This is a genomic window from Halobaculum roseum (assembly GCF_019880245.1).
GTDB lineage: Archaea > Halobacteriota > Halobacteria > Halobacteriales > Haloferacaceae > Halobaculum > Halobaculum roseum.
This window is the reverse complement of record NZ_CP082286.1, coordinates 2,859,221-2,883,415: the sequence shown is the minus strand read 5'-3', so window position 1 is coordinate 2,883,415 and position 24,195 is coordinate 2,859,221. Positions and strand designations below refer to the sequence as shown.

19 protein-coding genes are annotated in these 24,195 nt (G+C 62.0%); 12 read left to right on the top strand and 7 right to left on the bottom strand.

Going from position 1 to position 24,195, the window contains the following annotated elements:
* Positions 1-23: 23 nt before the first annotated feature.
* Positions 24-1,511 carry a flippase gene (locus K6T36_RS14730; RefSeq protein ID WP_222921942.1) on the bottom strand — a complete coding sequence of 496 codons (1,488 nt, stop codon included), beginning with the start codon at positions 1,509-1,511 and terminating at the stop codon, positions 24-26.
* A 232-nt stretch (positions 1,512-1,743) separates the two neighbouring features.
* On the opposite strand from K6T36_RS14730, the gene K6T36_RS14725 reads away from it, so the two are divergent.
* Together K6T36_RS14725 and K6T36_RS14720 are read left to right on the top strand one after the other, a co-directional pair.
* On the top strand, positions 1,744-2,832 hold the full coding sequence (locus K6T36_RS14725) for a glycosyltransferase family 4 protein (RefSeq protein WP_222921941.1): 1,089 nt from the start codon (positions 1,744-1,746) through the stop codon (positions 2,830-2,832).
* A 398-nt stretch (positions 2,833-3,230) separates the two neighbouring features.
* On the top strand, positions 3,231-3,839 hold the full coding sequence (locus K6T36_RS14720) for a class I SAM-dependent methyltransferase (protein ID WP_222921940.1): 609 nt from the start codon (positions 3,231-3,233) through the stop codon (positions 3,837-3,839).
* Here K6T36_RS14720 and K6T36_RS14715 read toward each other — a convergent pair.
* Positions 3,833-5,323 (bottom strand): flippase, encoded by a 1,491-nt coding sequence (locus K6T36_RS14715; protein WP_222921939.1) that lies wholly within the window; start codon positions 5,321-5,323, stop codon positions 3,833-3,835. The genes K6T36_RS14720 and K6T36_RS14715 overlap by 7 nt on opposite strands.
* A gap of 469 nt (positions 5,324-5,792) precedes the next feature.
* Here K6T36_RS14715 and K6T36_RS14710 point away from each other — a divergent pair, with 469 nt between their 5' ends.
* Both K6T36_RS14710 and K6T36_RS14705 read left to right on the top strand, forming a co-directional pair.
* On the top strand, positions 5,793-6,710 hold the full coding sequence (locus K6T36_RS14710; RefSeq protein WP_222921938.1) for a hypothetical protein: 918 nt from the start codon (positions 5,793-5,795) through the stop codon (positions 6,708-6,710).
* Between the two features lie 177 nt (positions 6,711-6,887).
* On the top strand, positions 6,888-8,519 hold the full coding sequence (locus tag K6T36_RS14705) for an alkaline phosphatase family protein (RefSeq protein WP_222921937.1): 1,632 nt from the start codon (positions 6,888-6,890) through the stop codon (positions 8,517-8,519).
* A 15-nt stretch (positions 8,520-8,534) separates the two neighbouring features.
* Here K6T36_RS14705 and K6T36_RS14700 read toward each other — a convergent pair whose 3' ends face one another.
* Both K6T36_RS14700 and K6T36_RS14695 read right to left on the bottom strand, forming a co-directional pair.
* Positions 8,535-9,623: a glycosyltransferase family 4 protein gene (locus K6T36_RS14700; protein ID WP_222921936.1), complete on the bottom strand. Its 1,089-nt coding sequence runs from the start codon at positions 9,621-9,623 to the stop codon at positions 8,535-8,537.
* Positions 9,620-10,657, bottom strand: a complete 1,038-nt coding sequence (locus tag K6T36_RS14695; protein WP_222921935.1) for a glycosyltransferase — start codon at positions 10,655-10,657, stop codon at positions 9,620-9,622. The genes K6T36_RS14700 and K6T36_RS14695 overlap by 4 nt, the downstream gene beginning before the upstream one ends.
* Positions 10,658-10,859: 202 nt before the next feature.
* On the opposite strand from K6T36_RS14695, the gene K6T36_RS14690 reads away from it, so the two are divergent.
* The 5 genes from K6T36_RS14690 (at position 10,860) to K6T36_RS14670 (ending at position 17,881) form a co-directional block, all read left to right on the top strand.
* Positions 10,860-11,735, top strand: coding sequence for an alkaline phosphatase family protein (locus K6T36_RS14690; protein ID WP_222921934.1), 876 nt, complete (start codon positions 10,860-10,862; stop codon positions 11,733-11,735).
* Between the two features lie 342 nt (positions 11,736-12,077).
* The gene (locus K6T36_RS14685) at positions 12,078-15,344 is read left to right on the top strand and encodes an oligosaccharyl transferase, archaeosortase A system-associated (RefSeq protein ID WP_225935139.1); all 3,267 of its coding nucleotides are present in this window, start codon (positions 12,078-12,080) and stop codon (positions 15,342-15,344) included.
* 204 nt (positions 15,345-15,548) lie between these two features.
* Positions 15,549-16,436, top strand: a complete 888-nt coding sequence (locus tag K6T36_RS14680; protein ID WP_222923476.1) for a DUF368 domain-containing protein — start codon at positions 15,549-15,551, stop codon at positions 16,434-16,436.
* A 46-nt stretch (positions 16,437-16,482) separates the two neighbouring features.
* Positions 16,483-16,953, top strand: a complete 471-nt coding sequence (locus K6T36_RS14675) for a DUF371 domain-containing protein (RefSeq protein ID WP_222921932.1) — start codon at positions 16,483-16,485, stop codon at positions 16,951-16,953.
* Between the two features lie 88 nt (positions 16,954-17,041).
* Entirely contained in the window at positions 17,042-17,881 is an 840-nt protein-coding gene (locus K6T36_RS14670) for an endonuclease III domain-containing protein (RefSeq protein ID WP_222921931.1), read from the top strand.
* Positions 17,882-17,885: 4 nt separating this feature from the next.
* On the opposite strand, the gene K6T36_RS14665 is transcribed toward K6T36_RS14670, so the two are convergent.
* From K6T36_RS14665 to K6T36_RS14655, 3 genes are all read right to left on the bottom strand, one after another.
* Positions 17,886-18,332, bottom strand: coding sequence for a DUF7332 family protein (locus K6T36_RS14665; protein WP_222921930.1), 447 nt, complete (start codon positions 18,330-18,332; stop codon positions 17,886-17,888).
* A 43-nt stretch (positions 18,333-18,375) separates the two neighbouring features.
* Positions 18,376-18,765, bottom strand: coding sequence for a methylglyoxal synthase (locus K6T36_RS14660; RefSeq protein ID WP_222921929.1), 390 nt, complete (start codon positions 18,763-18,765; stop codon positions 18,376-18,378).
* A 323-nt stretch (positions 18,766-19,088) separates the two neighbouring features.
* A complete protein-coding gene (locus K6T36_RS14655; RefSeq protein ID WP_222921928.1) occupies positions 19,089-21,014 on the bottom strand; it encodes a beta-CASP ribonuclease aCPSF1 in 1,926 nt (641 codons plus the stop codon).
* Between the two features lie 207 nt (positions 21,015-21,221).
* Between K6T36_RS14655 and K6T36_RS14650 the strand changes: the two genes are divergently transcribed.
* The 3 genes from K6T36_RS14650 (at position 21,222) to proS (ending at position 24,016) form a co-directional block, all read left to right on the top strand.
* A complete protein-coding gene (locus K6T36_RS14650; RefSeq protein WP_222921927.1) occupies positions 21,222-21,773 on the top strand; it encodes a DUF7984 family protein in 552 nt (183 codons plus the stop codon).
* On the top strand, positions 21,770-22,291 hold the full coding sequence (locus K6T36_RS14645) for an 8-oxo-dGTP diphosphatase (protein WP_222921926.1): 522 nt from the start codon (positions 21,770-21,772) through the stop codon (positions 22,289-22,291). The genes K6T36_RS14650 and K6T36_RS14645 overlap by 4 nt, the downstream gene beginning before the upstream one ends.
* Positions 22,292-22,516: 225 nt before the next feature.
* Complete coding sequence (gene proS, locus K6T36_RS14640; protein WP_222921925.1) at positions 22,517-24,016, top strand: proline--tRNA ligase; 1,500 nt, start codon at positions 22,517-22,519, stop codon at positions 24,014-24,016.
* Positions 24,017-24,195 lie beyond the last annotated feature (179 nt).

Below are 24,195 nucleotides of genomic sequence, written 5' to 3'. Positions count from 1 at the left end.
GACTTTCTTCACAGGGATCTATCTCACTTCATCACTCTGACTACTACCTTTTTTAGCATCGAGAGATCGACGCCAAACCGATCTTCCATCTGTAAGAGCAGGTCGATCTCCTCCTCCTTGATTCCCCAAAAACTGAGGACACCAAACGTGTATACGACGATGAACACAAAGAAATTCGCGAACAACGTGAGTGGAGTCGAAGAGAGGTACTCGTTGGTTAGCAAATAGATTGTCGCAATAGATATCGCTGCGATTATTCCAGGACGGACCATCGCCGCCGTGAACGGATGGATCCCGGTTACTCGATGGATTTGAACCGTATAGAGAATGTTGAGGAAGACGTACGAAACTGTAGTCGCAACCGCCGCACCGATGTAGGTGAACTGTGGAATCAGGAGAATATTGAGCGCGATACTAAGGGCTGTCACGACGACATTATCATACATTATCATCCGGGTTCTTCCGATAGACGTGAGCGCATTTACATTCGGACCGAGCACAGCATGGGAGAAGAAGCCGAATGCCAGGTTCGTAAGGGCCAACGAACCGTCAGCATACTCCGCCCCAAAGGAGAGGGAGATGGTGATTTCGGGAAACACCGTGAGAATCATGAAAACGTGGAGCGTCACCATGAATATCCACTTTGTCACAACTTGGCAGAGACGACGCATCTCCTCCAACTCTTGGTCCGCGTGCAGTTCAGAGAGTATTGGGGTGAAGAGGAACCCAAACGATGCGAGACCTGCAGTCAACAGTTCTGCCATCGGGTAGACGACTCCGTACACTCCGACATCGCCGGTTGTAGCGAGCACCCCAAGCATGAACGAGTCAACTCGTGAAAGCAGGACGACCATTGCTGATGTCACGACGAGGGGAAGCGAGAACGTGAGTAGTTCCGAGTGCATCCGTGTCCATGGCTTCCGTTCTAAGAGCGGAAGGTGATTGAATACGTAGTAGAGCAAAAGTAACGCAGCAGCGATGTGGCCACCTGCGTACGCCCACGCCATTCCGGTCTTCCCGAAGCCGTAGAACACCACCGCACCTACAAGTAAGAACCTCGTGAGCGGCTGGGTGACGTTTCGTACGGCGACTTTTGGAACTGACAGTTGAAGTCCCTGAATCGTGCCGATCCCGACCTGCACGGTGACAGCGAAGGGGATCGCGAGACCAAAGATCCAAAGGATGTCACCGACCGAGGGGTCGTTAAACAGACGTACCGCGATCTCGTCTGAGAAGAGGACTACCACTAAGCCCGCCACAACTGCTGTCGGAATTGCAATCTGATACGCCGAGAGAACGACACTCCGTTTGTACTCAACATCGTCTTTGCGTGGGATGTATCTGCTTAGACCGTGGTTCATCCCCAATATCGCGAACGTCGAGATAATTGTGAGAAGTGTCGATCCGAGAGTAACGGCACCATAGTCTACTCGACCGATGGTTCTGGCGATTACAATCTTCGCGAGAAACGAGACTACTAATTGGAAGACTAAACCGGCGAATATGATCACTCCACCCTTGAACAGATTTCAATATTTCTTTGACATATTACTCGATTAGGTTCTCTTGGCAATCTGGGGTTCTTCGCTTGGTTACATGCTCCGACGTAAATTAGGATGACTGCGGGTGAAATACGTTAGTGATACTCTGTCACGTTGTAAGCCTCAGTCGCATACAGCGGTGGGCCTTTATACTAGAGTTCTACTACAATCCGACACAGCTGGCAGACGCTGGAGATCTACGATGAGAGTGACCCATATTTGCCCTACGTTCGATCTGGAGTTCGCACATTGGCACGAGAAAGTCGCTACTCGACAGGCGCAAGCGGGCCACTCGGTTACGGTTTTGACGACGACGCTCCTACCGAACGGATCAGGAGCGGGACACGAGAAGGGGAGGACAGAGGAGCAAGGCATAGAAATTGTCCGGTTCCCGGCAAGGACGTTTGGACATCAGATTCTCCCTATTGCCAATCCTGTTCGGTTCCGGGTCGATACCGATGTTCTCCACCTGCACTCCTACGGTCAGGTGTTTCCCGAGATTGTCGCCATACTGAATCCGAGGACTCCGTCTATTCTCAAGGCTGACGTTGGAGCCGTGTATCCCGATAAGAACCCGCTGAAGTACGTAGAACGGGAACTTGTCGATGCGGTGACTGGGTTCGACGACGAGGAGTTGGGGTTTCTGGACCGGATGGGGTTCGACCGAGGCATAATACACAAGATCCCCCACGGCGTGGATTTCGACGAGTTCGACGCCGCCGGTGAGTCGACTGATCCGATCGCAGGTCGACTCCTGATGGTCGCGCAGGTTATCCCGGAGAAGAACATCGAACTATCCATCGAAGCGCTGGCCGAATTGATCGACACCGACCGTGATCACGAGAACCTCCACCTTCGAGTAGTGGGTCCGATCGTCGACGAGGAGTATCACCAAGAACTTCTCTCGGTGTCGGAGAATCGCGGAGTCTCCGACCGAGTCACGTTTGCCGGTCTCGTTCCCCACGATAAGATCAAACACGAGTACGCGAAAGCGAGAACTCTCCTCGTCACAAGCCGGAGCGAATCAGGCGGTCCGGCAAGCATGTTGGAAGGTGCCGCGACTGGTCGTCCAGTCGTGTCTGTTCCCCTCTCGTTGGCTGATGAGCTTGAGGAGGGAGTCATTCGGGTTCCGTACGAGAGCGAGCGGATCGCGGACGAGCTCGAGGAACTGTTGACCGACAGCGAAATCTGGAGGCGCTGGTCGAACGCCGCCACCGAAGTCGCGCGAAGACGCAGTTGGAACAGCGTGTTGAACGACCTCGACGGCATTTACGACAGCATCGGGCCGTAGTGAGAACGGTCCCGGGTCGTTATCGGACTTTGACCAAAACAAAAACAGTTCGTGGGGTCGGCACCGATCGAGCGCGGGACACAAAACGCGGTCGGGAGCCGATATACCGCCGTGAAGTACGAAAACTGGGCTATAGTCCTCATTGCGTGAAGTCGCGACTGTCTCCGGAGGGCGCGTAATCGTTCGAATAGTCACCGCTACCCGGCCGCGGAGTCCATAATGGGTTCAGTGGACTAATCACATATGGTCGCGACGGACACATCACTTCACCAATATCTACAACGATTAAGAACTAAATCGATCGTCTGTACTACGTTATAAGATTGATAAAACATCGAATGCAGATCCCCCGGAGTCGGCACTATTTTTAATTAGTGCCATCTCGCCATATATCGAAGATGACTCGACAGACAGTTATCGACTACATCCTTCCACGGATACAGAATAAACGTGTTCTCGACGTGGGCTGCGTCGGTCGCTGGCCAGACGACGATCTGTGGTTCCACGATGAATTGGTCTCGAATGCTTCTGAATGTGTGGGAATCGATCTGGACGCCGAAAAGATAGAGCGGATTTCCGAGCATGGATACGATGTGTACGTCGCCGATGCCGAGTCGTTCGATTTGAACCAGGAGTTTGACGTGATCGTCGCCGGCGAAGTCATCGAACACATGGTTGCTCCCGGCGAATTCTTTGATTCTTGCAAGAGTCACCTTCGCGAGGGAGGGGAACTAATACTGTCGACCCCCTACCCATTTGCACTTGTTCAGATTGCGCGCAAACTGATCCCCGGGATGAATGTCTCGGTTATCAACGACCACACGATGTGGTTCTGCCCAGACACGATAGAGACGTTGGCAGAGCGAAAGGGGTGGACTGTCGACGAAATAAAGTTCGCACGAGCGTCCACGAACGGGGTCACCCAGTTCCTCTACGACATAGGTTACGAGTCTTTCGAAGACGATTTTATGGCGAGACTGTCGCCAGAGAAAACTCCGACTCAATAGAGTCCACGAATACGACTGAAGACCTCCGATATCATCTCTTTTTCCGGATCTCCAATAGATACGAACGTGCTCACTAGAACGACTGTCCCCAGAGCTATTAGGTATCCACCAACGCGCACGGATGTCGAGAGCCCTTGTACAGAATCCACTAACAGGATACCGAAGCCGAACGCGAGACAGATGCCAGTCGGAATGACCATCCCCCACGACAGCGGAGAGAGCTTGTTCTTGTAGTATATTCGACCGCTGTACAGCATATTCTGTACAACGTAGGAGATCACCGTCGCGATGCCTGCACCCAGGATCCCGAGTTGCGGAATGAGTAGCAGATTGAGCACGACATTCGTGGCAGCCGTGATCGTATCGACGACTGCGACGTAGCGGGTCTCTCCGAACGCCATGAGTGTTTTCGCGTTCGGGCCCGCTGCGATCGAAAGGAAAAACCCGATCGAGACCACTTGTAGCGTCACTGCCCCGGAAGTGTACTCTTGGCCGTACAGGAGCGTTAGGATCTCTCTGGGGATGGTAAGGAACGCGAGAATGATCGGCAGTCCGGCTATCGTTATCCACTTTGCCGTCAGTTTGAACAGGCTCCTGATCTCTTCGATGTTGTCCTCGTCATGTAGCGACGAGACTTCAGGGAGATAGATGTATCCCAACGCAAGTGACGAGGTCGTCAGTAGGCCCGCCAGCGGGTAGACCACACGGTACACGCCGACCCCCCCCGTCCCGACGCTTGAGGCACCCAACAACAGCACATCTGCTTGCGTGTAGATCCTCGTCATCGACGTCGACAAAATAAGGGGTAACGAGTACGAGAGGAGACTGTGAGACTGTTCCCGGTAACTGGATACCGCTCCTGTTCCGATCGGCGTGTGTCTGATCAGAACGCCGAAGGCGACGGCGGCAGCGATTATGTAGGCGAACGTGTACGCACCAGCGACTGCAAGCGCCCCGCCACCCAGGAGGATCGCTACCGCGATCCCGACGATCCTGGATACCGGTAGAGTGATGTTTTGAGCATAGATCCGGCCTCGTGTCATCGAATATCCTCGGATCCCCCCCAGCGAGACCCGGAAAAGCACCGCGACTGGGAGCACGACCGCAAACAACCGCAGGATGGGAGTTAGGCTGCCGTCACCGAATACATTCACGGCGAGCGTCGGTGATGTCGCGTAGAGAACGACGGCTCCAGTTAGAGAAGTGAGACCCGCGATAACGAGTGCCGAGTTGAGCATCGTCCGTTCCTCGATGTTCGATCCGGCGCGCGAAATGTTCCGGGCGAGGCCCGTATTGAGTCCCAGGATCGTGATCGTCACTCCGAATGTGAGAACTGTTGTGCCGATCGAAACGGCGCCGTAGCTCACTCGACCGAGTTCTCGGGCGATGATCAGCTGTCCGAAAAACGAGAGCCCCATCTCGATCACAATGCCGATGAAAACAAACCCGGCGCCGGAGAAGATAGCCGACCGAGACGATACCATACCCGAACGTGACCCCCTGCACGTTAATCGGTTACGTCATCATATCGCAGTTATTCGCCGTCTGATTTGGTCGACCCGAACGCTCCATCGACCTACTGTTCTGTTTCGAAACGGGAAATGAACCACTCGGAGAAGCGATCGCCTACCGAAAGTCCCACATCGGAGTTCGCTTCGGGTATCGAAACCGATCTCTTGGATCGGAAAATAGGCTTCACTTCCGTCAAGATCGACAGGGTAGTTAGACAATCGACAACAAATCGCCCCTCACAAGGCGGGGATAAAACGCCAGGTTCGATAACGAACACAGATCGATCATTCGGAGCTGTGTTCGAGATATACAGTGCCGAACAGTTCCAGTACGTCGTGTCAACCAGATAGTGTCCTGTTGGACTATTTGTGGATGAATGGTTTGTTAATAGGCCCGGTAGTCGGTAAGGTTATAATGACCAGAACTGGAAATCCACGGGTGATGGATAGCGCACGAATGACTGTCGAATGGGTTCTTCGTGAGAAGATTGCCAAGCCAATTCTCGATTCTGGGCCCCCGGCGAAACGGTATCCGGAACGGGACTGGGACATCCTCGTTATCCTCGACGCGTGCCGGTTCGACACGTTCGCCGAAGTCCTCTGGAGCGAACTCAACGGTGGAACACTGAAGAAGATCGATTCGGGAGTCGGTGGCACACCGGAGTTCGTGCGGAGACACTGGACTGGTCGGGAACACCACGATACGGTCTACGTGACGGCGAACGTATACCTCTCGAAGATCGCTGACGAACTCGACTTCCACGCCGTCGACCGAGTCTGGGAGGACGGCTTCGATGAGGAACTTCGAACGACGCTACCGGAGACAGTTGTCCAACGTGGCATCGAAGCCGCCGACCGCTACCCGAACAAGCGCATTGTTGTCCACTTGATGCAGCCTCACGCCCCGTTTATCGGCGAAGCAGCCGTCGGAAACCGGACCGCCAATCCAGCTCGATCCGAGGCGTTAGAGAACGTCGACACAAATCGGGAGCAAACGGACAGCGTCTACGACCAACTCCGGAGGGGTGAGGTGACCAGGGCCGAAGTCGTCGAAGCGTATCAGGACAATCTCCGGGTGGCGGTGCCCTCCGTGAAACGTCTCATCGAGGAGACTCGTGGGAAAACAGTGGTTTCGGCCGACCATGGCGAGGTGTTCGGTGAGCGAGCGTGGCCGGTGCCCGTACCGATCCGAGGGCATGCCAACCGGATACACAGACCGGAACTGACCGAGGTACCGTGGTACGAGGCGCCGTCCAACGGTCGCCGCCGTATCATCGCTGAGCCCCCAGTTTCCGACACATCAGAGATAGACGAGGAACAGGTAAAAGACAACCTGCGAGCTTTCGGTTACATCGAATAGGTCGGTCTCGAGAAGAGACCCGACCACGGTCTACCGATGTCCAGTCGTTCACACTCGGGCTACTGTTCCTCTTCTGTGTCGTCGGTTCCACGCCGGTCCTGACCCAATGGCTGTCGACCCATTTCGTTGGGAGATCCAATGACAAAACTTTCCATGCGTTAACGGCACGACTTGGATATGAAAGATCAGCCATCGGTTGTTATATTCGGGCTCGATGGGGCCACGTTCGACCTTATCGACCCGCTCATCGATGTTGGAGCTATGCCGAATCTGTCGTCGCTCCTCAACGAGACTGCGTCTGGGACACTTCGAAGCACGACACCCCCACTCACCGGTCCTGCCTGGACTTCATTCGCGACCGGTGTCCATCCGGGGAAGCACGGCATTTTCGACTTCACGAAATTCGAGGGATCCCTTACAGAAGTCAGCGCAGCAACATCGAGCGACATCTCCGTTGAGACGTTCTACGAGCGCATTGTCGACGCTGGTGGGACTCCAATTCTGGTTAATCTCCCGATGAGCTATCCCCCACAAGTAGATTCCCCCGTGTTGACTTCACTGCTGACCCAAGGGGACGAGACAGTATTTCCCGAAGAGTATCGCGAACTGGAGGACGAATTCGGCGAGTTTCGAGTCTCCCCCAAAGGCGATGCAGAAGATGTTGGAGGCTCGCTGCCGTACGTCGAGGATCTCATCCAAGTCGAGGAGACCCGCTTTGACTGGTCCCGACGACTGTTCCAAACCGAGGACTGGGACCTGTTCTTCCACTTGGTGAGCGCCACCGACTGGATTCAACACGAATTGTACGATGAGTTAGTGTCTGATCTCGGCACTGGAGACCTCTCTCCTGCGGCCGAACGAGCCGTCGAGGGCTACGAGATGTTCGATGAACAAATTGGCTGGTTCCGGGAACAGCTCTCGGAAGATGATTACTTCATACTACTCTCCGACCACGGATTCCGTTATTATCACTCCATGTTCTACCTGAATGGGTGGCTGAAGAAGAACGGGTATCTATCGGTGGACGAAGGCGGCGACGCCTCTGTCGCGCCAACCAAAAAATCCCAAGAGAAACAACAGAAACAGGATGTCAGTCGACAGATCGATCTGTCCAGAATTGCAAAAACGGTGTCGCGGTATCCAAAGATATTCAACACCGCCGACTGGTTGTACAAGCGAGTCTCCGGGTACCTCCCAGTAGACGCAGATCTTACGTACGGCGACATCGACCCAGCGAACTCGAAGTCGAAGGGCTGGGGAGGGATTTATATCAATGACACAGATCGGTTTGAGGATGGGATTGTTTCCCCGGAAGACCGTCCCGAAGTTGCACGCGAGATTGCCGAAGGGTTAAAGAGTGTCGTCGATCCGAAGACAGGTGAGAAGGTGTTTGACGAGGTCCGGCTGAGCAAAAAAGTATACGACGGGCCGGAAGCGGACAAGGCACCAGACGTGGTCGTGACCTCGACCACCCACCAAGTCGACAACGTCATGTCAGATGTCATCTTCCGCAGGCAGGAGCATAATGGACACGCCCCCGAGGGCATATACTCCATCGACGGTCCCGGTGTTGTAGAGTCTGGCGGGACAGCAGACATCGTGGACATCGCGCCAACGGTGTTGGCACTTCTGGACATCGGGGTTCCATCGAACATAGATGGGTCGGTACTCGATGATCTGTTCCGGGAGTCGCTACAGGTCGATCACGTACCGCCGACAACACCCGAGCGGCGGGGAGAGCCCGGAGAATCGCGTGATGACAGTGATGTCAAAGAGCGCCTGTCAGACCTCGGCTACTTGGATGGGTAGACGCCTCCGACCGATTCACTGAGCGTACGTGTCGATCGCTCGTTGGTAGCTGAGTCTGGTTTGCTCAGCGGTTCGCTCCCAGGTGAACGACTTCGCCCGTTCGAGCCCTGCTTGCTGTAATTCCGACGACACGACTCGGTCCCTCAGGACCGCTTCGATCCCATCCGCGATGGCACCAGGGTCGTCAGGTTCCACAAATAACGCCGCATCGCCAGCGATTTCCGGCAGGCAAGACCGGTCACTCGTCACGACCGGAGTCTCACACGCCATCGCCTCCAGTACGGGGAACCCGAACCCCTCGTAGTACGACGGAACGGCGACGACATCGGCCGCGTTGTAGTACTCGACGAGCCTATGATCGTCGACGTACCCAGTAGGGTGGATCCGGTTCCCGTCGTACTTGACAGAGTTCCGCAACTGTTCGACATCGGCACTATCCGCTCCTACGATATACAAATGCGACTCGATGCCGCGATCGTCCAGTCTCTCAAGCGCTGCCGCGACACCGCTGTGGTTCTTTCGGGGTTGCGGACGCCCAACCATCAGGACTGCATCGTCTTCCAGTTCCAAGGTCTGTCGTTCGGACGAGAGGGGTTGGAATCGGTCGTCGATTCCGTGGTACACGACGTCGATCTTCTCCGGAGAGATTCCGAGTCGGTCGACGGCATCCCGCTTCGTCGACTCACTCACGGCGATGATCCGATCACTGCTGTCGAGAAACTGGAGATAGAACCGCGAGAGGGCAGTCCACCGCCGCTTGAACGCGTTCGAGAACTCGTACACGATGAGGTCGTGGAGTGTCGTCACCAGAGGGCGACGTCGCGCCATCCTGAGCGGAAGTACCTCCCGTGGGTCTGCAGCGTGGTAGATGTCGGCGTCCGCGCGGGTGAGTTGTAACGGGTGTTTCACGAACTTCCCTATCGCATCCGGTGCCGGTGTGTTCGGACGTTCGTGGTAGACCTCGTGCTGGCAGGTCGGCTGTGCCCCTTCCGGAGCGTTGTACCTCAGGAGCGTGGAGTTCCCGATCAGTCTGGACAGTTCGCTCGCGTATCTGGGGATGCCGTGGATTCTGTCTGTATACTTCGAGACGATGAGAGGGTTCACGATAGGCTAGCCTCCAAGAGCTCGTAGTAGATATCTGCGATATCTGCCCAACTGTGGAGCTTTGCTTCTTCGCGGAGGTTTTCACCGTACTTCTTCGCGAGAGACGGGTCAGTTCGGAGGTCGTCGAGTGAGGTTGCGACCGATTCTGGTGATGGGTCGACAAAGAGGAGTTGGTCCTCCGAGAACCGATCCGACAACCCACCGTGCATCCCGATCGTGGGCAACCCGGCTGCACCGTATTCGAGTACTTTCAACGGTTGTTCGATCCCAACAAGGCAGAGCCCTGCCGACGCGTGAGAGAGAAATCCTGGAATAAGGTCGTAGTCGAACGAACCGAGATAAAAGACGTTCTCCAGTTCGTTGTTGGCGTCTCGAAGCATCTCTGCTAACGGTCCCTCTCCGAGGAACACGAACTGCCAGTCGGAACAGCGTTCGCTCGCCCCCAGAATGTCAAATAGATAGTACGTAGTCGATAGTCCACCGACGTACATCGCGATCGGTTTGTCGACGTCTACACCCGCTTCCGTGAGAATCGATTCTGTCTGGCGGACGACGCTCGCCTCGGGATCAGCGAACTTGTCGAAATCGACTCCGTTTTCGACGGGTGTCGTAGAGAGCCCGTGGGCAGCCAAGCGATTGCGTGTGCTCTCGTAGACGGCCGCGCGCTGAGACGTCCGTCGAAGCACGGAGAGTTCATACCAGTTGAACGTCCGAAAGAGTAAGTCCGGCAGGTCCCTAATCTGGTCGATTGGATCCGCGATGTCTGCGACGAACCCTAATCGACCCAGAACGGCGAGCGGGTACCCGACGTAGAGTCCAGCGCGTGCAGTACCAACGATCGCATCGTATCGACCAACGAAGGCCGCGCGTGCCGCGTCCACAGCATCCCATCCAGTTGCATCCCGGACATCCACAGTCACCCCCCTCCGCTCCAAATGTTCAGCGATGCGCTCACGGCCGACACTAATGTTCTTACCGGTAGTAGGCCGTAGCCACAGTACTCTCATACTCGCAGTGGACATCTCGTCGGCCATCTGGCTACAAGTCAATTCCGGCTTCATTACGAGGATGTCTCCACGCTGTCTTCACTCCCGAGCGTCTCCGATGATACCCACTTGTGGCCTCTTCGACCATCAATCAGGTTCTGCAACCGCGCCATCGCCATTCCAAACAACACAATACACATGATCGCTATCTACCACTGTGGGCGCTTCAGAAACAGTCTGTGTACTCGCCTTGGACGCAGCAGACTACGAACTCGCGACACGCTGGGACTGTGATAACTTACTCCTCGACGAGCACGCCGAACTTGAAACGTTTACACATACAAAGGATGTCCCGTACACTCCGGAAGTGTGGGCTACTGTCGCGACAGGCGTCAGCCCGGAGGATCACGGTATCTCCGGAGACGCACAGGACTGGGGGAACCCGATATTGGATGCAGCGAGTAAAGTGACACAGTATCTTCCTCGCAGGTGGCGTCGTCTTCTCGGGAGACCGTTCAGGAGTAGCGACGGCAGCGAAGACGGCATCCAAATCAGGACCTCGGCGAACGAAACTCTGTTCGAAACCGGGCAGGTGTGGTTGTGGCCCGGGATCGTCGACGCACCACACCTGTTGGAGGCCTGGCGATGGATGAGCGAAGCTTCCGACGACAAAATAACGCACGAGCGCCTCCGTCGAGATCTGATCGCGAACACGGGCCGGGAACTTGGATGGTTGTCTGCGATGGCGACGTTGGAGGTTCCAATCGCGGGTGTTCACTCTCACGTGCTAGATACGGCGGGACACGTCTACGCGGACCGTCCGGAGATACTGTTTGAGTACTATTCGATAGTCGACAGGATGGTCGGAGACCTGCGAGAGCGTTGCGACCGTCTCGTCCTCCTGTCTGACCACGGCATCCAGACGCAGGAGACGAACGATAGCCAAGTTGGCCGACACTCGATGCGAGCGATGGTCTCCGCTCAGGGGGTAGAGGGGCTACCGAAGACCGTGTACGACGTCCGCGACTGGCTGACTCCCCAACTGTTCGATGCTACGGGAGATGACGGCGGAGCGACCGGGATAGGTACGCCTGAGGAACACCTGAGAGATCTCGGATATCTCTGAAGTATACGCCATCGATAGACTCGTGCTACCTCTACCGCGGGCTGTCGGCGTTATCCCGATATCCATATTGATTAGCTACCGGAGAACTTCACAAATTAAATTGTATTTGACAGAACAGAAGTGTGAAAACCGTTGGAGTGACCGTGAACGCTGGCTAATCGGAATAAATGACTTCGGACCACTTCACAAGGCTTATCCTCGTTTTCCAAGTCCATCGATGCAATGAGTCGAAGCGATAGCGACACGACCCCGGACGGAGGAAATCCCGCTTCTTCCGTCCCAGGCCTAAACTACTCCTTTACAGGGAAGTCGGCCGCAGATGTCGTACGCGACTTCTATCATGTGCCGGCGCTCCTCGCAATCGTCGCGTTCATGCTGTGGATCCGCCTCCAGTCCTACGGCAACTTCATTCGCGACGGCCAGGTATACTTCAACGGTAACGACGCGTGGTACCACCTTAGACAGGTCCGGTACACCGTCGCTAACTGGCCGGCGACGATGCCATGGGACCCGTGGACGTACTACCCGTTCGGAACCAACTCCGGCCAGTTCGGTACCCTATACGACCAACTGATCGCCACGGCCGCCCTCATCGTCGGCCTCGGCTCCCCTTCCGAGGCGCTCGTCGCCAAGACGCTCCTCGTTGCGCCCGCCGTCTTCGGCGCGCTCGTCGTGGTTCCTACCTATTTGATCGGGAAGCGCCTCGGTGGCCGCCTTGCAGGACTCTTCGGCGCGGTCATCCTCATGCTCCTCCCAGGAACGTTCCTCCGTCGGGGCCTCGTCGGGTTCGCCGACCACAACGTCGCGGAACCGTTCTTCCAGGCGTTCGCGGTCGTCGCGCTCATGGTCGCGCTCGCTGTCGCGCAGCGGGACCTCCCAATCTGGGAACTCGTGCAGGCGAGCGAGTGGGACGAGTTGAAGCCCACTCTATACTGGAGTGCGCTTGCAGGCGTCGCCATCGGCCTCTACATCTGGACCTGGCCCCCGGCCGTCCTCCTGCTCGGAATCTTTGCTGCCTACGTCGCATTCCAAACCGTCTCCGATTACGCGGGCGACCGCTCGCCAGACCACGTCGCGTTCGTCGCTGTCATCTCGATGGTCGTCGCCGCCCTGATGGCACTCCTCAAGTTCGAGGAGGCGACGTTCTCTCCGACCGCGATGAGCCTCATCCAGCCCGCTTTCGCGCTCGCGACCGCCGCGGGCGCCGTCTTCCTCGCGTTCCTCGCGCGCCAACTCGACTCCCGCGAGTTCGCGGACGACCGCCTGAACGACCACGCGTTCGCGGGGATCGTCGGCATCCTCGGCGCGGTCGGCGTCCTCCTCGTCATCTTCGTCGAGGCGGCGCCGTTCACGACGATCGAGAGCAACCTCCTCCGGTTCGTCGGCTTCTCCGCGGGCGCGGCCACCCGCACCATCGGCGAGGCCCAACCGTTCCTCCAGTCAGGGCTCGTCCAGTACTACGGCGGCTTCGGCGTCGTTATCGCCGAGTACGGCTTCGCGTTCATCACCGCCCTCGCGGCGGCCGTCTGGATGCTCGTCAAGCCGCTGTGGAAGCGCGGCACCACGAGCGACTACTACTACCTCGCTGCCTCGGCGCTGGTCGTCCTGTTCGTCTTCGTCGGCTCGCCGATCTTCAACGACCTCGCGAGCGGCCTCGGGTTCAACCCGCAGGTGCTCGGACTCGCACTCGTCGCCCTGCTCGTGTTCGGCGCTGCCGCGCGCGTTCGCTACGACGCCGAACACCTGTTCGTGTTCGTGTGGGCGGCGTTCATCACGGCCGCCGCGTTCACGCAGGTCCGCTTCAACTACTACCTCGCGGTCGCCGTCGCGGGGCTGAACGCCTACTTCCTCCGGGAGATCCTCGCGGTCATCGGGATCGACTTCTCGGCGGACCTCTCGATGCCGGACGTCGAGACGTACCAGATCATCGCCGTGGTGCTCACGGTGCTGGTCGTGCTCGGCCCGGTGCTCGTCGTCCCGCTGTCGCTCGGGAACACCGGACAGGTGTCCATCGACCGGACGAACACCGCCGTCGGCGTCGGCAACAACACCGGCCCGGGGTCGGTGACCGTCTGGGACGAGAACCTCGAGTGGATGAACGACAACACGCCCGCCGAGGGGAACCTCGGAGGTGCCGGCAACGCGGACGACCTCGACTACTACGGCACCTATCAGCGGCCCGCTGACGACGACTACGACTACGCAGAGGGAACCTACGGCGTGATGTCCTGGTGGGACTACGGCCACTGGATCACCACGCAGGGCGAGCGCATCCCGCACGCGAACCCGTTCCAGCAGGGCGCCAGCTCCGCGGCGAACTACCTCCTCGCGCCCAGCGAAGAGGACGCGGACGAGGTGCTCTCGAACATCGACGACGACGGCGAGGCCGAAGACATGCGCTACGTCATGGTCGACTGGCAGATGGTCACGGTCGGCTCGAAGTTCGGCGCGCCCGTCGTCTTCGATGACGACACGAACGCCTCGGATTACTACTCGCCGACGCTGCGCGCACAGGAAACCCAACGGGGGACTCAGTACGGCGTCGCGTTCCGCGACAAGACGCAGCGCTACTACGAGAGCCAGATGGTGCGGCTGTACCTGTTCCACGGGAGTCGCGCCGACCCAGCGGTCCAGACGCCGTTCGGCGACCGCGTGATCGTGTTCGACTACGACACGGTCTCCGCGCAGGACGGCACCACCTACAAGGTGCTGCCGCAGGGCGAGAACGCGAGCGCGATTCGGACGTTCGCCAACGAGAGCGCGGCCCAGGAGTTCGTCGAGGAGGACGGCACCGCGCAGATCGGCGGCGTCGGGGCGTTCCCGCGCGAGTCCGTGCCGGCGATGGAACACTACCGGCTGGTGAGTACGTCCGAAACCTCGGCGTACTCCTCCAGTCAGTACCAGCGGACGGTACTGCAGGAGTCCCAGTCGCTCGGGCTGCGCCCGTCGCTGCTGCAGCAGACGCAGCCGCAGTGGGTGAAGACGTTCGAGAAGGTGCCCGGCGCGACCGTCGAGGGTGACGGCGCCGACCCCAACGAGACGGTCACCGCGACCGTCGAGATGCGCGTCCCCGACGCCGGCACCGGCGGCAACGCCTCGACGTTCACCTACGAGCAGCAGGCGACCGCCAACGAGGACGGCGAGTTCGAGTTCACGGTCCCGTACTCGACGACCGGCTACGACGAGTACGGCCCGGAGAACGGCTACACCAACGTGAGCGTTCGCGCGACGGGCGCGTACACGGTCACCGGCGAGGTCGAGAGCAACGAGTCTGCGTACATCGTCCGCAACGAGGGGACGTTCAACGTGAGTGAGGGACTGGTCAACGGCGACGAGGACGGCACCGCGACCGTCACGCTCTCGGAGGAAGTCCTCCGCGCGCCCGAGGGCGCCCAGAACGGCTCGGAGACGAACAACTCGACCGACGGCTCCGACAACACGAGTTCCCTGCCCGCGGAGTTCGACTCGCTGGAGGGGCTTGACTCGGCGTCAGCGGACTCGCTGACGGCGGGCGGCGACTCGTCGACGGACGGATCGCTCGCTGGCTCGGCCGCGGGTGAGGCCGCGCCGGCCGTGCGCGCCCCTACCCGGAGCACGGTCGCACCGTAGATGACGGACGCCGGCGGCGACGGTGACGGTGCCGAGTCGGCTGACGTGACGGGAACGGCAGCGGCCGATGCATCGGCGACCGCCGCCGAGCCGTCCGAGGCCGGTCGCTCGACGAACGCCGACGCGTCACCGTCGTTTGCAGACGACGTACAGTTGATCGAGCGCGACGAGGGACCGCTCGGCACGTACCTCCGCGGGGTCGCGATGGGGACCGCCGACGCCGTTCCCGGGGTCTCCGGCGGCACGATCGCGTTGATCACCGGGATCTACGATCGCCTCATCGCCGCGGTGACGGCCGCGTCGCCGTCGCTCGCGCGACGCGCGCTCGACGGCCTGCTCGGCGACCGCGACGAGCTGCGCGCGGTCTGGACGGCGGTCGACGGCTGGTTCCTGCTCGCGCTCGGCGCCGGCATCGCCACCGCGATCCTCACCGTGACGCGGGCGTTGCACATCGCGCTGGAGACCGTTCCGGTGCTCACGTACGGCTTCTTCTTCGGCCTCATCGGGGCGTCGGCTGTCGTCCTCCGCGGGGAGTTCCGCGTCGACACCGGCGGTCGGGCCGCAGCTGCGATCGGGGGGGCGGCGCTGGCGTTCGTCGCCTCCGGGCAGGCCTCGGCGGCCCTCGGCGAGACCGCCCTGGCGACGTTCTTCGCGGGGGCGGTCGCGGTCAGCGCGATGATCCTCCCCGGGATCTCGGGGTCGCTCCTGCTCGTCATCCTCGGGCAGTACGACCGCATGACCGAGGCGCTGTCCGTGTTCGTCGATTCGCTGTTGGCGCTCGCGACCGGCGGCCCGACGGCAGCGGTCGTCGAGACCGGCGTCCCGGTCGTCGCGTTCCTCGCGGGCGGCGTCGTCGGACTGCTCACCGTCGCGCACGCGGTCCGAGCGGCGCTGGCGGCGCGGCGCGAGGCGACGCTCGCGTTCCTGATCGGCCTCATCGTCGGGGCGCTCCGGGCGCCGGTCGTCCGCGTCGGCGAGGAGGTCGGCGCGTGGACCGCCGCGGTCGGCGGCGAGTTCGTCGTCGCGGCCGCGGTCGGGGCGGTGCTGGTCGTCGGGCTCGACCGCCTCGCCGGCGGCGTCGACCTGGACTGATCGACTCGACCGCGGTCGTTTTGTCCCGCCGTCACCCACCACCGATATGACCGACGAGGCGTCGAGCGGGTCGGACGCGACGACGACCGCGGGTCCCGTTCGCGAGGTGACCGTCCGCGCGTCGGGCCACGAGCACGTCAGCGCCGAGCACGAGAGCACCTTCGAGGTGACCAGCGACGATTGGCTCACGCCCGCGGGCGACTGCATCCTCGCGGTCGAGGCGGACGCCACCCCCGCGGACGTGCCGCGTTCGTTCGTCGAGGCGTGTCGCTCCCGGGAGGCGACGATCGTTGCCGAGTTCGGCGCAGCCGACGCGACCGAGACCGTGACGGGTCACGGCCATCCCGACCTCTCCTACGAGGGCGACCGGAGCATGGTCGGCCGGACGAGCGACTACGTCGACGAGCGGACGGTCATGATCGAGGCGGACAAGGCCGCCGCGGACTTCGGCCGACGACTCGTGACGGCGCTGGAGCGGGGCGCCCCGCTGACAGTGACGCTACGCGTCGAGCCGTAGCGCCGCGGTCGGGAGCGTCGTCGATCGCCCCGACGGTTCGGGACCGCGCGGGCGACGGTTCTTGTACGATGACGCCCGAGCACCGACCATGCCCGACGACGAACCGGCCGAGAACATCAGCGGCGGCGACGCGGGCGGCGGCCGTCCGGCCGCGTTCGACTCGGCCGACGAGCCGGCGACGCACCCCGAGGCCGTCGTCGGCGCCCTCGGCGACCTGTACTGGCAGAAGGCCTACGGCGGACAGGACGCCTTCGAGTGTCTCGTCCGGACGATCCTCTCGCAGAACACCAGCGACAAGGCGAGCCAGCCGGCACACGACGCGCTGATGGCCCGATACGGGCCGGATGGGTCCGAGTGGATAGGTGATCTAGCGGCGTCGCTTGCGAACGCGGCACAGGACGAGTTGGCCGAGACCATCTCGGGCGCCGGACTCTACAACATGAAGTCCGAGCGGATCGTCGCGCTCGCCGAGCGTGTCGTCGAGGAGTACGGCGACGCCGACGGCTTCGACGCGTTCGTTCGCGAGGAAGACCCGGCCACGGTCCGCGAGACGCTGCTCGAAATGAACGGCGTGGGGCCGAAGACCGCCGACTGCGTCCTGCTGTTCGCCGGCGGCCGCGACGGCGTCTTTCCGGTGGACACGCACGTTCACCGGATCTCTCGCCGGATGGGGCTCGCGCCCGCGGACGCGGACCACGAGGGCGTGCGGACCGCACTCGAGGAGGCGGTGCCGCCCGAGAAATGTGGCTTCGGCCACACCGCGATGATCCAGTTCGGGCGGGAGTACTGCACCGCCCGCGAGCCGGCGTGTCTGCAGGGGCCGGAGGCGTGCCCGCTGTACGACCTGTGCGATCGCGTCGGGATCGACGAGCTGTCCGGCGAGGCGGTCGACCCGGCCGAGGCGCTCGCCGACGGCGCCGAGGATTGACTGCCTACTCCACCGAGCACTCGGCCTCGGGGACGCCCTCGACCGGCGCCTCCGACTGCTCGTAGGTGGTGTCGCCGGGGGCAGCCGACAGCATCGGCAGCGAGAGCGTGTAGTCGAACGCGAGCGCGAACCGGGAGAACGGGTCCGCGAGGAACGCCTCGGGGTCGTTGACGCCGGCGAAGACGACGCCCGTGCGGAGGCTGATCACCTCATATTCGCCGGTGTGGCCGACGGCCGACATTCCGAGCGCGCCCTTCCCGCCGAGGTTCGTGAACAGCGACGTGTAGATCGACAGATCGATCGTCGGCCCCTCGGTCCCGACGTCCAGATCCCGGCCGTCGCCGAAGCAGTCCTCGGGCGTGGCAGCCGCGGGCGCGACGGCGGGACCCCCGACCGCCGCAATCGTCACGATGAGGGCGAGCACGGCGCGTGCGGGAGCCGAGCGTCTCACTGGCGGCGGTTCGGCGGTCGGGGTGAAAAGTCACCCGAGCCGGCTATCCCTCGTGATACTCCGGGGGATCGCGTTCGATCCCCTCGACGAGGTACGCCGCGCTCGCGGGGTTGGTCGCGAGCGGCACGTCGTGCACGTCACAGATCCGGAGGAGCGCGGAGATGTCGGGCTCGTGCGGCTGTGCCGTCAGCGGGTCGCGGAGGAAGACGATCCCGTGGCAGTCGCCGTTGGCGACCTCGGCGCCGATCTGCATGTCGCCGCCGAGGGGACCCGACGACTTGCGTTCGACTCTGAGGTCGGTTTCCTCGTTGAGCCGTTTGCCGGTCGTCCCCGTCGCGAGCAGGTCGTGGGCGGCGAGGGTGTCGACGTACTCGCGGGCGAACTCGACGAGGGTGTCCTTCTGTTCGTCGTGGGCGATGAGCGCGAGGCGCATACGTATCCGTCGACGGGAGATAACTTGAGTCCCGGCGATGGTCGGTCAGTCGACCGACCGTGAGCGTCTCACGATCGGTCCACGTGCGGGACCACTCCGTGTTGTACCGCGAGCGAGGCCGAAGTTCTCGTGAGCGAAGCGAACGAGAGCACGGAGGGCGAGTGGAGCGAGCCCTCCGAAGGCCAAGCGAGCGGCCCTTTTGATCATCATCAGAATCGCGGAGCGATTCTGATTAGCAGTCGGATTCGAAGAATCCGACCGCATGAACGGGTTTTGGCGGGGGTCGAGCGCCCGGAGGGCGCGAGGCCCCCGTTAAAAGTGGTTCATTTGAAACGGAACGTCTCCAGGTTCTTCGGGGCGAACGTCCGCATGTTGTAGTCGTGATACAGCGCCGACGAGAAGTCCTGCACGGAGCGCTCGTCGCCGTGGACACACAGCACCTTCTCTGGGCGCGGGTTCATCGTTTTCACGAAGTTTTCGAGCCCTTGGCGGTCCGCGTGCCCGGAGAAGCCATCGACGACCTCGACTCCCATCCGCAGGGAGATGGTCGACTTGCGGCTGCGGTCGCGGGGGTCCTGCACCGGGATCTCGTCCCAGCCGTTCTGGATGCGGCGGCCGAGCGTCCCCTGGGCCTGATAGCCGACGAACGTGAGCGTCGAATTCTCCTCGGTGCCGAGGTGGCGCAACCAGGACATGATGGGGCCGCCGGTCATCATCCCGGAGGTCGAGAGGACGATGCAGGGACCGCCGTCGGCGACCTCCTGGCGCTCGTCCTCCCCGCCGTCGATGTGGTTGAACTGGTCGGCGAGGAACGGGTTCTCGTCCTCGTGGAAGATCCGGTCACGCAGCTCGTCGCGGAGGTACTCGGGGTAGGTGGTGTGGATCGCCGTCGCCTCCCAGATCATCCCGTCGAGGTGGACGGGCATCTCCGGGATCTTGTCGGTGCGCATCGCCTCCTCCAGTACCATCATGATCTCCTGGGAGCGCCCGACCGCGAACGCCGGGATCAACACCTTCCCGTCGTTCTCGTACGTCTCGTTGATCACCTCGATCAGCTTGCGCTCGGAGTCCTCCTGGTCGGTCTGGTAGTCGTTGCGACCGCCGTAGGTGGACTCCATCACGAGCGTCTCCACGCGCGGGAAGTCGTTAACCGCGCCGTTGAACAGGCGGGTGTCGTCGTAGTGGATGTCGCCGGAGAAGCAGACGTTGTAGAGCCCGTCGCCGATGTGGAAGTGCGAGACCGCGCTCCCGAGGATGTGGCCCGCGTTGTGGAACGTGAGCTTCACGTCCGGCGCGATGTCGGTCACGTCGCCGTACTCCAGCGGGATGGTGTGTTTGATCGCCTCGCGAACCTGCGCCGACTCGTACGGCGGGGTGCGCCCCTCCTTGCTCGCCACGTCGAGGTAATCGAGCGTGAGCAACCCCATCAGGTCCCGCGTCGGCTCGGTGCAGTAGATCGGACCGTCGTAGCCGTACTTGAACAGGAGCGGGATGAGCGCCGAGTGGTCGAGGTGGGCGTGGGTGAGCACGACCGCGTCGAGGTTCTGTGCGCCCGCACCCAACGCCTCCGGAACCTGGAGGTACGGCACCTCGCCCTCGGCGCCGGGCTTGTCGCCACAATCGATGAGGATGCGCGTCTCGGCGGTGTTGAGGATGAACGAGGCGCGGCCGACCTCGCGACAGCAGCCGAGCGTGGTGATGCGGACCCACTGCTCGTCGGCCATCTCCTCGCGGTGGATGGTGCGGCCGACGCGTTCGAGGATGTCGCGGCGTTCCTCGCGCTCCTGCTTCAGGAAGTTCCGGACGTTCGAGACCGTGGAGGACTCGATCGGCGGCGTGCGGACGACCTCGGGCGTCCACCCGACCTCCTGGGTGATCTCCCGGAGGGTGGAGCCGCGGCGGCCGATGACCATGCCGGGCTTCTCGGCCTCGATGACGACCTCGCCCGTGTCCTCGTGGAAGTCGAGGTCGGCGACGCCGGCGTCGTCGGGGATGATGTCCTCGATCTTTGCCCTCGCCTCCTTCGGCTTCGAGAGGACGTCGGGGTGCGGGCGAACGGTGATCCGCTTTCGGAGCTTGGAGGCGAGCCGCCGAACGAGATCGCCGTCCTGGGCGAACTCCTTCGGGTGGCGGGTGTAGATGACCAGCTCCGGGCCCTCGTATTTCACGTCGGTGACGGAGATGTCGTCGGGGATCTCCGATTCGATCTGTGCTTTCGTGTCGGCTAACTGCTTCTCGACTTGACTCATATGTGAGAGGATCGTCGCGGGTCCCGGAGGGCGCGGCTGTCGGACGCGACGCCCTCGGGTCGACTGTGAGTTGAAGACTGCATGCGTACGGGACGCTCCGTTGTAGCTGCCCTCGTGGGCGACGGAAAACCCGCTTGTCTCCCCGTATCCCCCGCGTGTTATAAAACCCTTCGCAAACCACTACCGGGGCCGGTCCGAACGACCCGTATGCGACTCACGCCCGACTCCGTCGCCGCCGAGCGAGACCGCCTCCGCGAGCGCGCCCCGACGGTCGTCCCCCTGCTCAACGACACCCGGGTCGCCCTGGGCGAGTTGTTCGGCACGGAGGTCGACCCCGTCGCCGACGAGCGGTACCGACGCGAGGTCGACCGGGTGTTCGCCGACGGCGACCGCGCAGTCAACGTCGCCGCCCTCGCCGGCCTCCTGCGTGACCTCGACGTGGAGGGCGACTATCCGGGGTTCGTCGTCGACGAACTGCTCGGGCGCCGGCTGGCGTCGACCATCGCCGGCGGCCAGCCCCTCGCGCTGCTGGCGGAGGCGACGTTCCACTTCGCGGACACGCGCGCGCACGGCGGGCCCGACGAGGCCGCCGGCGCCGACGACCTCGACGCGGCGCTTGCGGCGGGCTTTCAGACCAGACTTCCGGGGTGGTCGTGGCGCGAGGGCGACAGCCCGTTCGCGGTTCCGCCGCACGGGACGGGGGGGAACGGACAGAACGAAGCGAGCGGAACGAACGATACCAACGGAGGGGAGCCGTGAGGGGCGCGACGCCCGCGGCGCTGACGCCGGCGGCCGCCCGCGGGGCGCTTCCCGAGGCGACGCTGTGTCACGTCGTCGACGGCGACCGGACGCTCCTGATACGCAAGCAGCGCGGCGTCGGCGCCGGCAAGCTGGTCGGCCCGGGCGGCAAACTGGAGGGCGAGGAGACGCCCCGCGAGTGCGCCGTCCGCGAGGTGCGCGAGGAGCTCGGCATCCGCGTCAGCGACCCGGAACCCGCGGGCGCGTTCGCCTACTGGGCCGACGACTGGTCGGCCGTCGTCCACGTGTTCCGCGGGACCGCGTACGACGGCACGCCGACCGAGAGCGAGGAGGCCGTCCCGGTGTGGGCGCCAGTCGACGACCTCCCGACGGGGGAGATGTGGTCGACCGACCGCGAGTGGCTCCCGGCGGTGCTCGACGGGGACCGGTTCCGGGGAACGTTCGTCTACCACGACGGGGAACCGCGGTACGTCGACGTGAAGACCGGCGTAGACGCGCTCGCGTTCGAGCGTCCGTGATAGCGGTACGCACGGCGGGGGAACCCTCTTGTCCACGGCGCCGGTCGACTCGGGCATGAGCGCTGCTCGCCGCGCCTCGATCGCAGTCCGTCGTCGCCGCGAGCGGCGCGTTCGCCTCCCGGTTCCGCCGCGTGGCGCGTAGCCACGCATCCATCCTTCTCCCCACCGCACACGCCGGCGGACCGATCGCACCGAGTTTAAGACGGCAGTCCGATATCCACGAGTATGAGCGAACACGAATCCGCCGACTCCGGCGACGACGACCAGGAGTTGGGGATCACGAAGTCGAAGGAGTACGAGACCGGCGAGTGGTACGCCGAGGTCGTCAAGAAGGCCGGCCTCGCGAACTACGCGCCCGAGGGGATGTCAGGGTTCATCATCACCCGACCCCGCGGGTACGCGCTGTGGGAGCGCCTGCAGGGCTTTCTCGACGCGAAGTTCAAGGACACCGGGGTGCAGAACGCCTACTTCCCGCTGTTCATCCCCGAGTCGTACCTCGAGGCCGAGAAGGACATCGTCGAGGGCTTCGACCCCGAGGTCGCGTGGGTGACCCACGGCGGCCACGACGAGCTGGAGGAACGGCTCGCCGTCCGGCCCACCTCCGAGTCGATCATCACGCCCTACATCAGCCAGTGGGTGCGGAGCCACCGCGACCTGCCCCTCCGCGTGAACCAGTGGTGCTCGGTCGTGCGCTGGGAGGCGACGGAGACGAAGCCGTTCTTCCGCACGAAGGAGTTCCTCTGGCAGGAGGGCCACACCGCACACGCCGACCGCGACGGCGCCTGGGACGAGACGATGACGCGCCTCGACCAGTACGAGTCGGTGTACGAGGACTTCCTCGCGATCCCCGTCCTCCGCGGACAGAAGCCCGACCACGACAAGTTCCCCGGCGCGGACACGACGACGACCGTCGAGGCGCTCATGCCCGACGGCAAGTCCGTGCAGGGCGGCACCTCCCACTACCTCGGGACGAGCTTCGCGGAGGCGTTCGACATCACCTACTCCGACGAGGACGAGGCCGAACGCCACGCGCACACGACCTCGTGGGGACTGTCCTGGCGCGCGCTGGGCGCGCTGATCATGACCCACTCCGACGACCAGGGACTGGTGCTTCCCCCCACCGTCGCGCCCACCCAGGTCGCGATCGTGCCCATCTGGCAGGAGGACACCAAAGACGAGGTGCTCGGGTACGCCGAGGGCGTCGCCGAGGAGCTCGAGGAGGCGGGGATCCGCGTCGAACTCGACGACCGCGACACGCGCAACCCCGGCTTCAAGTTCAACGAACACGAGCTCAACGGGATCCCCGTCCGCTTCGAGATCGGCCCCTACGAGGTCGAAGACGACGAGGTCACGGTCGTCCACCGTCCCGACGGCGAACAGTCGACCGTCGACCGCGAGGGGATCGCGGAGACGACCCGCGAGCACCTCGACGAGGTGTACGCGAAGCTGTACGCCGCCGCAGAGGAGAACCTGGAGGGCGAGGTGCGCGAGGCCGACTCGCGCGACGAGATCCTCGGCACCATCGGCCAGCACGGCGGCTACGTGAAGGCGCCCTGGTGCGGCGACGAGGAATGCGAGGACGAGATCAAAGACCAGATCGCCGCCGAGATCGTGATGGTCCCCTTCGAGGAGGACGACGACCGCCACGGAACCGACCACGACGACACCTGCGCGGTCTGTGACGACGACGCGACGCGAACGGCGTACTTCGCGAAGTCGTACTGACCCACGGTTCGTCGCGACCGGTCCGACGATCCGTTTTTCGAACAACAACTCGAATTCGAGTCACAGCGTGCCGTCCCGCGATCGGATCGTTCACGGTCGTCCGAGAGGATACTGTCATCCTATATCATCCTAATATGCCAATAACACACCCTTAGCCGTTTAGGGTCAACCCTTTACCC